At 59.6% G+C, this 10744-nt stretch carries 11 protein-coding genes; 10 read left to right on the top strand and 1 reads right to left on the bottom strand.

The features are described 5' to 3' along the window. Positions 1-64 precede the first annotated feature (64 nt). Genes mrcB through FBY02_RS20350 form a run of 3 tightly spaced genes read left to right on the top strand, consistent with a single transcriptional unit; the run spans position 65 to position 3448 of the window. Positions 65-2383, top strand: a complete 2319-nt coding sequence (mrcB, locus tag FBY02_RS20340) for a penicillin-binding protein 1B (RefSeq protein ID WP_041020673.1) — start codon at positions 65-67, stop codon at positions 2381-2383. A gap of 16 nt (positions 2384-2399) precedes the next feature. Then, positions 2400-3119: a M48 family metallopeptidase gene (locus FBY02_RS20345; protein ID WP_144929983.1), complete on the top strand. Its 720-nt coding sequence runs from the start codon at positions 2400-2402 to the stop codon at positions 3117-3119. Beyond that, positions 3119-3448: a YqcC family protein gene (locus FBY02_RS20350; protein WP_144929984.1), complete on the top strand. Its 330-nt coding sequence runs from the start codon at positions 3119-3121 to the stop codon at positions 3446-3448. The genes FBY02_RS20345 and FBY02_RS20350 overlap by 1 nt, the downstream gene beginning before the upstream one ends. Positions 3449-3454: 6 nt before the next feature. Here FBY02_RS20350 and FBY02_RS20355 read toward each other — a convergent pair whose 3' ends face one another. Continuing rightward, positions 3455-3877 (bottom strand): DUF4124 domain-containing protein, encoded by a 423-nt coding sequence (locus FBY02_RS20355; RefSeq protein WP_178115385.1) that lies wholly within the window; start codon positions 3875-3877, stop codon positions 3455-3457. Positions 3878-4277: 400 nt separating this feature from the next. On the opposite strand from FBY02_RS20355, the gene FBY02_RS20360 reads away from it, so the two are divergent. From FBY02_RS20360 to FBY02_RS28155, 7 genes are all read left to right on the top strand, one after another. Continuing rightward, positions 4278-6002, top strand: coding sequence for an acetolactate synthase 3 large subunit (locus FBY02_RS20360; protein WP_144929985.1), 1725 nt, complete (start codon positions 4278-4280; stop codon positions 6000-6002). Between the two features lie 2 nt (positions 6003-6004). Further along, the gene (gene ilvN, locus FBY02_RS20365) at positions 6005-6496 is read left to right on the top strand and encodes an acetolactate synthase small subunit (protein ID WP_003205610.1); all 492 of its coding nucleotides are present in this window, start codon (positions 6005-6007) and stop codon (positions 6494-6496) included. Between the two features lie 45 nt (positions 6497-6541). Continuing rightward, positions 6542-7558 (top strand): ketol-acid reductoisomerase, encoded by a 1017-nt coding sequence (gene ilvC, locus FBY02_RS20370; protein WP_024779611.1) that lies wholly within the window; start codon positions 6542-6544, stop codon positions 7556-7558. A gap of 144 nt (positions 7559-7702) precedes the next feature. Beyond that, positions 7703-8560, top strand: a complete 858-nt coding sequence (pssA, locus tag FBY02_RS20375; RefSeq protein WP_041020669.1) for a CDP-diacylglycerol--serine O-phosphatidyltransferase — start codon at positions 7703-7705, stop codon at positions 8558-8560. A 63-nt stretch (positions 8561-8623) separates the two neighbouring features. Next, positions 8624-9637 carry a protein-methionine-sulfoxide reductase catalytic subunit MsrP gene (msrP, locus tag FBY02_RS20380; RefSeq protein WP_144929986.1) on the top strand — a complete coding sequence of 338 codons (1014 nt, stop codon included), beginning with the start codon at positions 8624-8626 and terminating at the stop codon, positions 9635-9637. Then, positions 9637-10257 carry a protein-methionine-sulfoxide reductase heme-binding subunit MsrQ gene (gene msrQ, locus FBY02_RS20385; protein ID WP_144929987.1) on the top strand — a complete coding sequence of 207 codons (621 nt, stop codon included), beginning with the start codon at positions 9637-9639 and terminating at the stop codon, positions 10255-10257. The genes msrP and msrQ overlap by 1 nt, the downstream gene beginning before the upstream one ends. A gap of 72 nt (positions 10258-10329) precedes the next feature. Continuing rightward, positions 10330-10509, top strand: a complete 180-nt coding sequence (locus FBY02_RS28155; protein ID WP_178115774.1) for a hypothetical protein — start codon at positions 10330-10332, stop codon at positions 10507-10509. Positions 10510-10744: the final 235 nt, after the last annotated feature.

The following is a 10744-nucleotide window of genomic DNA, read 5'->3' on the forward strand; positions in this document are numbered from 1 at the left end:
CTGTACATCACGCAGCTTATCGGGCTCATGTTGAACCCTCGCAAAGTGCGTATAATCCGCCGCCATGACTCGTACCCGATCCCCTCGTACCCCCAAGAAACCACCCGCCAGCCGCCTGCGGCCCTGGTTGGGCTGGGCCCTTAAACTCGGCCTGGTAGGCCTCGTCGTGCTTGCCGGCTTTGCCGTCTATCTCGACGCGGTGGTCCAGGAAAAATTCTCCGGCAAGCGCTGGACAATCCCGGCCAAGGTCTACGCGCGGCCGCTGGAACTGTTCGTCGGACAGAAGCTGAGCAAAGACGACTTCCTCACTGAGCTCGATGCCCTGGGCTATCGCCGTGAAAGCGTGGCCAACGGTCCGGGCGAAGCTTCCGTCAATGGCAACACTGTCGATCTCAATACCCGTGGCTTCCAGTTCTATGAAGGCATGGAACAGGCGCAAGCGGTGCGCGTGCGGTTTTCCGGCGATTACGTGGCTGCGCTGACGGGGGCCAACAATGCCAGTCTGTCGGTGGTACGCCTCGAGCCGTTGCTTATCGGCGGCCTGTATCCTAAGAACCTCGAAGACCGGATCCTGATCAAGATCGACCAGGTTCCGCCGTTCCTGATCGATACGCTGGTCGCCGTTGAAGACCGGGATTTCTATCATCACTTCGGCGTCTCGCCCAAGTCGATTGCCCGGGCCGTCTGGGTCAACACCTCCTCGGGGCATATGCGCCAGGGCGGTAGCACCCTGACCCAACAGCTGGTCAAGAACTTCTACCTGACCAACGAGCGCAGCCTCACCCGCAAGCTCACCGAAGCCATGATGGCGCTGTTGCTGGAGTTGCATTACGACAAGCAGGAGATTCTCGAGGCGTACCTCAACGAGGTCTTCATTGGCCAGGACGGCCAGCGGGCGGTGCACGGTTTCGGCCTCGCCAGCCAGTTCTTTTTCAGCCAGCCATTGTCCGAGCTCAAGCTGCATCAGGTGGCGCTGCTGGTAGGCATGGTCAAGGGGCCGTCTTCCTACAATCCGCGGCGTAATCCGGAGCGGGCCCTCGAGCGTCGCAATCTGGTGCTCGACTTGCTGCAACAACAAGGCGTGGCGACGGCCGAGCAGGTCGAAGCGGCGAAGAAGATGCCATTGGGCGTGACCAAGCGCGGCAGCCTGGCGGACAGCTCGTTCCCCGGTTTCCTCGACCTGGTCAAGCGGCAACTGCGTGAAGACTATCGCGACGAAGACTTGACCGAAGAAGGCCTGCGGATTTTCACCAGTTTCGACCCGATCCTGCAGATGAAAGCCGAAGCGTCGGTCGAGGACACCTTCAAGCGCCTGGGCGCGCGCAAGGGCGCCGAGGACGTGGAGGCCGCCATGGTGGTGACCAACCCGGAAACCGGTGAAGTCCAGGCCATGATCGGCAGTCGCCAGGCCAGTTTTGCCGGTTTCAACCGGGCCCTGGATGCCGTGCGCCCGATCGGCTCGCTGATCAAGCCGGCGGTTTACCTTACCGCCCTGGAAAAACCAAGCCAGTACACGCTGACCAGTTGGCTGTCGGACGAGGTGTTCTCGGTCAAGGGCGCGGATGGCCAGGTGTGGAAGCCGCAGAACTATGACCGGCGTTCCCACGGTACGGTTTTCCTGTATCAGGGGCTGGCGCATTCCTACAACTTGTCCACGGCTCGCCTGGGGCTGGAAGTCGGTGTGCCGAACGTGCTCAAGACGCTGGCGCGCCTGGGCGTCAGCCGCGAGTTGCCGGCGTTCCCGTCAATGCTGCTGGGGGCCGGTGGTCTCACACCGATCGAAGTCGCGGCGATGTACCAGACCCTGGCCAACGGCGGCTTCAATACACCGATGCGCGGGATCCGCAGCGTGCTCACCGCCGACGGCGAGCCACTCAAGCGTTATCCGTTCCAGATCCAGCAACGTTTCGATCCGGGTTCCATCTACCTGATCCAGAGCGCCATGCAACGAGTTATGCGTGAGGGTACCGGTAGCTCGGTCTATAACGTGCTGCCCCGGACCCTGACGCTGGCGGGCAAGACCGGTACCAGTAACGATTCCCGTGACAGCTGGTTCGCCGGTTTCAGCCAGGACCTGCTGGCTGTGGTCTGGCTCGGTCGTGATGACAATGGCAAGACGCCGTTCACCGGCGCCACCGGTGCGTTGCAGGTCTGGACCAGCTTCATGCGCAAGGCCGACCCGTTGCCGCTGGACATGCCGCAGCCGGACAACGTCGTTCAGGCCTGGGTCGATTCGCGCACTGGCCAAGGCTCCGATGCCAATTGCCCGGGTGCGGTGCAGATGCCGTATATTCGCGGTAGCGAACCACCACCCGGTGCCGCCTGCGGCGGACAGAATCCAGCCGAGTCGGTGATGGATTGGGTCAAGGACTGGATGAATTAAGCAAAGAGGGTTTCACGTGAACAAGTGGTTGATTCCAGCGGTAACTGCCGTGGCTTTGCTCAGTGGTTGCTCGACCGTACAGCGCGGTTCGATTCCGGTTGTCGACTCCGGCACTGCTGTCTCCAATAGTGAGCGGGTGTCGGCCAACGGCGGTTTCCGTCAAACGACGGTGAAACGGCCGGTGCAAGGCCAGGTCCAGGCGATTCCGCAAGGCGACACCGGTGTGGTCGTGATGGTGCCCGGTGGCGGTGCCACGACCTCGGCACCGATCAGTACCACGCCGATCACGCCCGGCCCCATCACGCCGGGTCCTATCGAGACCGCGCCGATCAATCAGGGCAGCTACAGCATGCCGACGTCGCCCGGCAGCATTCCTTCGGCCAGCTCCGGTGGCCTGTCCGCCGATGAGCAACTGGATGGCCCGGTGCTAGCGCTGCTGACCACCGCCCAACAGCAACAGGCTGGCGGCGACCTCAATGGTGCCTCCTCCAGTCTGGAGCGCGCCCAGCGCGTAGCCCCGCGTGAACCCCAGGTTCTTTATCGCCTGGCCCAGGTGCGCATGGCCCAGGGCGACGCGCCGCAAGCCGAGCAACTGGCCCGTCGTGGCCTGACGTTCACCAGCGGTCGTCCGGCCCTTCAGGCCAGCCTGTGGGAGCTGATAGCCCAGGCGCGTGAGAAACAAGGTGATTCGGCCGGCGCGGCGCTGGCCCGTCAGAAGGCCAAGGTTTCGCTCTGATGGATACGCGTTTTCCCCAGATCGCCGATCAGCTGCTGCTGATCGAGCGGGAGTTGCGGGTCCAGGGCTGGTGGAGCAGCGTTTCGCCTTCGGTCGAAGCGCTGGCCAGTGTCGAGCCGTTTGCGGTCGACACCCTGGACTTCGAGCAATGGCTGCAGTGGATTTTCCTGCCGCGGATGAAAGCCATCCTGGAAAATGACCTGCCGCTGCCCAACGCCTCGGGCATCCTTGCCATGGCGGAAATGGTCTATGCCCAGCGACCGGGGCAGGGCATCGAGTTGCAGCGACTGCTGTCGCAGTTCGACCGGTTGATCAGCGACGCTAGCTGACTGCCGTCACTGGCAGTGCTCCTCGATCTGTTTGCTCGTCTCGTCGATTCGCTGGCGTCGTTCCTCGTCAGTAAGGCGGCGCATTTCCCCTTCCACGTCTTCACGAACCCGCGGGTTGTTCTTCAATTGCGCGAGGTTCGTCCGGGCCTGCTCGCAGAACACCTTGAGCTGGGCTTCCTGGTCAGCCACTTGCTGCTTGACCTGTTCGTCAATGGCCTTTTGGTCGCCAATGATGCCGGCGGGCGCGCGCGCGGGCGGTTTGCCGACAGGCGGTGAGGATTGGATAACGGTCGCGGCCCCTGTGCCTTCGGGCGGCTGGGCGCTGAAATGGGTCACCCCTTGGGCGTCTACCCATTTGTAGATCTGACCGGCCATGCATATCGGGCTCAGGCCAACCAGCAGGCTGGCCGTCAGTAGGAACATTCGCATGCTGTTTCCTTGTCATGGATTGCGCAATTGAAGCTAACACAGTTGTCGTTTAAAGGTTTTTTCTTGCGTTCTCATGCGCTTACTTCGAATAAACCACATAGACGACTTGACTTGCAGAGGGCGAAACAGAAGAATCCAAAGTCCGCTGTAGAGGGACTGCCAGAAGCAGGCCCACTCGGCAGATCATGAGGCGCATATCCGCGTCGACCTGTTACACCCGCAACGCGTTACCTCGCGCTGGGTGGGAAAGGCCCGCAACACTTGGGACGATCCCAATACTTGCTCAGTCAGTGCTGACGTAGTCGGCGACCACCGTCGCTCATGCTCTGCCGAGAAGTAAACCTATTAAGACCCGTCCCCTTTTGAGGGGCGGTATTCTGGCGTTTTAGAGGTGAACAACGTGGAGCTTTTATCTGGCGGTGAGATGCTCGTCCGCTTCTTGCGTGACGAAGGCGTCAAATATATCTACGGGTACCCGGGTGGTGCTCTTCTTCATGTCTATGATGCCCTGTTCAAAGAACCGGAAGTGACCCACATCCTGGTTCGTCACGAGCAGGCGGCAACCCACATGGCTGACGGCTACGCCCGCGCCACCGGCAAGGCCGGCGTGGTGTTGGTGACTTCCGGTCCTGGCGCCACGAACGCCATCACCGGCATCGCCACGGCCTACATGGACTCCATCCCGATGGTGATCATCTCCGGCCAGGTGCCCAGCACCATGGTCGGCACCGATGCGTTCCAGGAAACCGACATGATCGGTATCTCCCGACCGATCGTGAAGCACAGCTTCATGATCAAGCATCCGTCGGAAATCCCGGAAGTCATGAAGAAAGCCTTCTACCTGGCCGAGTCCGGTCGTCCGGGCCCGGTGGTGGTCGATGTCCCGAAAGACATGACCAATCCGGCCGAGAAATTCGAATACATTTTCCCGAAGAAAGCCAAGCTGCGCTCGTACAGCCCGGCCGTACGCGGTCACTCCGGGCAGATCCGCAAGGCAGCCGAAATGCTCCTGGCGGCCAAGCGTCCCGTGCTGTATTCGGGTGGTGGCGTGATCCTCGGAGGTGGCTCCGCGCCGCTGACCGAATTGGCGAAGATGCTCAACCTACCGGTCACCAATACGCTGATGGGCCTGGGCGCCTTCCCGGGCACCGACCGTCAGTTCATCGGTATGCTCGGCATGCACGGCAGCTACACCGCCAACCTGGCGATGCACCATGCCGATGTGATCCTGGCCGTCGGCGCACGTTTCGATGACCGGGTCATCAACGGTGCGGCGAAGTTCTGCCCGAACGCCAAGATCATCCACATCGACATCGATCCTGCGTCCATTTCCAAGACCATCAAGGCAGACGTGCCGATTGTCGGTCCCGTGGAGAGCGTCCTGACCGAAATGGTCGCGATCCTCAAGGAAATCGGCGAGACCCCGAACAAGGAGGCCGTGGCCAATTGGTGGAAGCAGGTCGATGAGTGGCGTGGCGATCGTGGCCTGTTTCCCTACGACAAGGGCGACGGCAGCGTGATCAAGCCGCAGACCGTGATCGAAACCCTCTGCGAAGTGACCAAAGGCGATGCCTTCGTGACCTCCGACGTGGGCCAGCACCAGATGTTCGCCGCGCAATACTACAAGTTCAACAAGCCCAACCGCTGGATCAACTCCGGTGGCCTGGGCACCATGGGCTTCGGTTTCCCGGCGGCCATGGGTATCAAGTTGAGCTTCCCGGATGTCGACGTCGCCTGCGTTACCGGTGAGGGCAGCATCCAGATGAACATCCAGGAACTGTCCACCTGCCTGCAATACGGTTTGCCGGTGAAGATCGTGATCCTGAACAACGGTGTGCTGGGTATGGTCCGCCAATGGCAGGACATGAGCTACGGCAGCCGTCACTCGCACTCCTACATGGAATCGTTGCCTGATTTCGTCAAGTTGGCCGAGGCCTATGGTCACGTCGGTGTGCGCATCACCGAATCGAAGGACCTGAAGTCGAAGATGGAGGAGGCGTTCGCCATGAAGGATCGCCTGGTGCTCATCGATATTGCGGTCGACACCAGCGAACACGTCTACCCGATGCAGATCAAAGACGGTTCCATGCGCGATATGTGGCTGAGCAAGACGGAGCGTACCTAATCATGCGGCATATTATTTCCCTGCTTCTGGAAAACGAACCGGGTGCTCTGTCTCGCGTAGTGGGCCTGTTCTCGCAGCGCAACTACAACATCGAAAGCCTGACGGTGGCGCCAACCGAGGACCCGACCCTGTCGCGTCTGACGCTGACCACCGTAGGCCACGATGAAATCATCGAGCAGATCACCAAGAACCTAAACAAGCTGATCGAGGTGGTCAAGCTCGTGGACCTGTCGGAAAGTGCTCACATCGAGCGCGAACTGATGCTGGTCAAGGTCAAGGCCACCGGTGCCCAGCGCGCCGAGATCAAACGCACTACCGATATTTATCGTGGGCAGATCGTCGATGTCAGCGCCAGCGTCTATACCGTTCAGTTGACCGGTACCAGCGACAAGCTCGACAGCTTCATCCAATCGATCGGCACTGCCTCGATTCTGGAAACCGTACGCAGTGGCGTCACCGGGATTGCCCGTGGCGACAAAGTACTGAGCATCTAAATCAAATTAGCGAATGGCCTGAATGGCCGGATATAGGGGAAATTCATGAAAGTTTTCTACGATAAAGATTGCGACCTGTCGATCATCCAGGGCAAGAAAGTCGCCATCATCGGCTACGGTTCCCAGGGTCACGCCCAGGCGTGCAACCTGAAGGACTCCGGCGTTGACGTGACTGTTGGCCTGCGCAAGGGCTCGGCCACCGTTGCCAAGGCAGAAGCCCATGGCCTGAAAGTGGCTGACGTGGCTTCCGCCGTTGCCGCCGCCGACCTGGTCATGATCCTGACCCCGGACGAGTTCCAGGGCGCGCTGTACCGCGATGAAATCGAGCCGAACATCAAGAAGGGCGCTACCCTGGCCTTCTCCCATGGTTTCTCGATCCATTACAACCAGGTCGTGCCGCGCGCTGACCTCGACGTGATCATGATCGCGCCGAAGGCTCCGGGCCACACCGTGCGTTCCGAATTCGTCAAGGGCGGCGGTATCCCTGACCTGATCGCGATCTACCAGGACGCATCGGGCAACGCCAAGAACGTAGCCCTGTCCTACGCCGCCGGTGTTGGCGGCGGTCGTACCGGCATCATCGAAACCACCTTCAAGGACGAAACTGAAACCGACCTGTTCGGCGAGCAGGCCGTTCTGTGCGGCGGTACCGTCGAGCTGGTGAAAGCCGGTTTCGAAACCCTGGTCGAAGCTGGCTACGCGCCGGAAATGGCCTACTTCGAGTGCCTGCACGAACTGAAGTTGATCGTTGACCTCATGTACGAAGGCGGCATCGCCAACATGAACTACTCGATCTCCAACAACGCCGAATACGGCGAGTACGTGACCGGTCCGGAAGTGATCAACGCCGAGTCTCGTCAGGCCATGCGCAACGCCCTGAAACGTATTCAGGATGGCGAATACGCCAAGATGTTCATCAGCGAAGGCGCCACCGGCTATCCTTCGATGACCGCCAAGCGTCGCAACAACGCTGCCCACGGCATCGAGATCATCGGCGAGCAACTGCGCTCGATGATGCCTTGGATCAGCGCCAACAAGATCGTCGACAAAGCCAAGAACTGAGTCGCGGACTTGATCGAAAAACGCGGCCTCGGCCGCGTTTTTTCGTTTGGACGATGGCTTCTGGTATAAAGCTGCATCGTTTGCGGCCGAACCGTCGTCCCAGACGCCTGTCGAATTTTTTCACACCGTTGCAAGGTACTGTCCATGAGCGAACGTCCCGACGAGCCAAACCAGGCTCCTGACGCCGAAAGCATGCTGCCCATCGATGAACACGTCGAAGAAGGTCATGACGCTGAAGGCCGTAAGGTCCGGCATCGTGGCATCTATCTGCTGCCGAACCTGTTCACCACCGCCAATCTGTTTGCCGGTTTCTATTCCATCATCAGTTCCATGAGCGCCCAGGCCGCCCTGAGCGCCGGCGATAGCGCGGGGGCGAGCCGCTATTTTGCTTTCGCCGCCATCGCGATCTTTGTCGCCATGGTGCTCGATGGCCTGGACGGGCGGGTGGCTCGTATGACCAATACCCAGAGCGCATTTGGTGCCGAGTACGATTCCCTGTCGGACATGGTCGCTTTCGGCGTGGCTCCAGCCTTGCTGGCGTTCGGTTGGGCGCTGGGAGACATGGGTAAGGTGGGCTGGATGGTCGCCTTCATTTATGTGGCGGGCGCCGCGTTGCGTCTGGCGCGTTTCAACACCCAGGTCGGCAAGGCTGACAAACGCTATTTCATCGGCCTGGCGAGTCCGGCTGCGGCAGGTGTCGTGGCGGGTGTGGTCTGGGCGTTCAGCGACTATGGCATCCAGGGTTCGAAGATGTCCTTCCTGGTGGCGCTGCTGGTGGCGGCGGCCGGTATGCTGATGGTCAGCAATATCAAGTACAACAGCTTCAAGGAGCTGGATCTGAAGGGGCGTGTGCCGTTCGTGGCAATCCTGGCGGTGGTGCTGGTGTTCGCAGTGGTCTTCAGCGATCCGCCGCGTATCCTGCTGCTGGTATTCCTTGCTTACGCTGCGTCCGGCCCGGTTCAGTACCTGTTGCGCCTGCGTCGTCACAAAAGCGCCGAGTGATGTAATTTCCCCCATACTCCGCAGTCTATTGGTGCATCTGCCCTCCAATACTGCGGAGTTGTCATGTTGATCAAGATCTCCAGATCGTCCGACTGTCGTGAATCGGACGTCACCCCCGAATCCCTCTATTTATCCCGTCGTCAGATGCTGGGAGCAACCATGGCTGGCCTTGCCGTGAGCAGCTTGCCGCGCTGGGCGAGCGCTGCCGATGCGGCGCGCTATCCCGACGTGGAGCCGGGCAAGGCGCCGTCCTGGTTTGCCGAGAAACTACCCTCAACCCAATGGGGCGCGGTGACGGCCAAGAATGAACCGATCACGCCGTTCAAGGATGCGACCCATTACAACAACTTCTATGAGTTCGGAACCGACAAAGGCGATCCAGCGGCCAATGCCGGGTCTTTGAAAACCGAGCCCTGGAGCGTGGTGGTGGATGGAGAGGTGGGCAAGCCAGGGCGCTATGCTCTGGAAGACTTCATGAAGCCCTATCAGTTGGAGGAGCGGATCTATCGACTGCGCTGCGTGGAGGCCTGGTCGATGGTCATTCCGTGGATCGGCTTCCCTGTCTCTGCGCTGCTCAAGCAGGTTGAACCGACCTCCAAGGCCAAGTTCATCCGTTTTGAAACGTTGCAGGATCCGAAGACCATGCCCGGCCAGCGCTCGGGCTTCGCCTTGATCGACTGGCCTTATGTAGAGGGCTTGCGACTGGATGAGGCGATGAATCCACTGGCCATCCTCGCGGTTGGCATGTATGGGCGGGAGTTGCCGAACCAGAACGGCGCACCACTGCGGTTGGTGGTGCCATGGAAGTATGGCTTTAAAAGTGTGAAATCCATTGTGCGTATCAGTCTGGTCAGCGAACAACCCAAGACGACCTGGCAAAGCATTGCGTCGGACGAGTACGGCTTCTATGCCAACGTCAACCCGACGGTCGATCACCCGCGCTGGACCCAGGCGCATGAGCGTCGTCTGCCGAGCGGACTGTTCAGTCCCAATGTGCGCGATACATTGATGTTCAACGGCTATCAGGATGAAGTTGCTTCTTTATATGCAGGGATGGACCTGAGGAAGGACTACTGATGCGTTTTCCAATGTGGCGGGTTGGCGTCTTCGTCGCGGCGGCGATCTGGCCGTTGCTCTGGCTCTACGAGGCGTTGATGAATGCGTTGGGCCCCGATCCCGGCAAAGTACTGGTGGACCGGTTGGGATTGGGTACGCTGATCCTGCTCCTCATCACCTTGAGCATGACCCCTTTGCAGAGGTTGACGGGGTGGGCGGGGTGGATCGCGGTCAGGCGCCAGCTCGGACTCTGGTGCTTCACTTATGTGGTGTTGCACTTGAGTAGCTACTTGGCCTTCATCTTGGGATTCGATTGGTCGCAGTTGGGCGTCGAATTGAGCAAGCGGCCATACATCATCGTCGGGGTGCTTGGGTTTCTCGGTTTGTTGGTCCTGGCCGTCACGTCCAACCGTTATAGCCAGCGACGCCTGGGTGTGCGTTGGAAGAAGCTGCATCGCCTGGTTTACCTCATTCTCGGACTTGGGTTGTTGCATATGCTGTGGATCGTGCGGGCGGATCTGAAGGAATGGGCAATCTATGCCTTCATCGGAGGTGTCCTGATGGTGCTGAGGATTCCCTCGATTACGCGCCGGATTCCGCGTTTGGTGGGCAAGAGAGTATCTTCTGCAACAAAAGCGTAATTAAGGGTTGACGGCAGATTCTGAGTCTCTATAATTCGCCCCACTTCCGGCGCAGTCGAAACGGAAAACTCTTTGAGTTTCAATGAGTTAGATGTTTTCTGGCAGCGCAGGGCTTCAGTTCATCGAAGTCCGGAAGAAGTCGGCAGGGCAGGTGGTTTGGCCCGGTTTGACGGTTCGATCTTCTCGGTCGAAAGCGGTAAAAAAGAGGTGTTGACAGCAGCGAGTAACGCTGTAGAATTCGCCTCCCGCTAACGAGAGATCGAAAGCGCAAGTGGTTGAAGTTGTTGAGGTTTCCGAAGCGAAACTTTGAAAATTTCTGAAAATAACCGCTTGACAGATACACGGGGCGCTGTAGAATGCGCGCCTCGGTTGAGACGAAAGGCTCAACCCACCGCTCTTTAACAACTGAATCAAGCAATTCGTGTGGGTGCTTGTGGAGTCAGACTGCTAGTCAACAGATTATCAGCATCACAAGTTACTCCGCGAG

This window comes from Pseudomonas sp. SJZ078 (assembly GCF_007828255.1).
In the GTDB taxonomy this organism is placed as follows: domain Bacteria; phylum Pseudomonadota; class Gammaproteobacteria; order Pseudomonadales; family Pseudomonadaceae; genus Aquipseudomonas.

What these genes read in the sequence shown, in the direction of transcription:
- mrcB (WP_041020673.1), top strand. Translation starts at nt 65, where the DNA reads ATGACTCGTACCCGATCCCCTCGTACCCCCAAGAAACCACCCGCCAGC.
- FBY02_RS20350 (WP_144929984.1), top strand. Translation starts at nt 3,119, where the DNA reads ATGGATACGCGTTTTCCCCAGATCGCCGATCAGCTGCTGCTGATCGAG.
- FBY02_RS20355 (WP_178115385.1), bottom strand. Translation starts at nt 3,877, where the DNA reads ATGCGAATGTTCCTACTGACGGCCAGCCTGCTGGTTGGCCTGAGCCCG.
- ilvN (WP_003205610.1), top strand. Translation starts at nt 6,005, where the DNA reads ATGCGGCATATTATTTCCCTGCTTCTGGAAAACGAACCGGGTGCTCTG.
- ilvC (WP_024779611.1), top strand. Translation starts at nt 6,542, where the DNA reads ATGAAAGTTTTCTACGATAAAGATTGCGACCTGTCGATCATCCAGGGC.
- pssA (WP_041020669.1), top strand. Translation starts at nt 7,703, where the DNA reads ATGAGCGAACGTCCCGACGAGCCAAACCAGGCTCCTGACGCCGAAAGC.
- msrP (WP_144929986.1), top strand. Translation starts at nt 8,624, where the DNA reads ATGTTGATCAAGATCTCCAGATCGTCCGACTGTCGTGAATCGGACGTC.
- msrQ (WP_144929987.1), top strand. Translation starts at nt 9,637, where the DNA reads ATGCGTTTTCCAATGTGGCGGGTTGGCGTCTTCGTCGCGGCGGCGATC.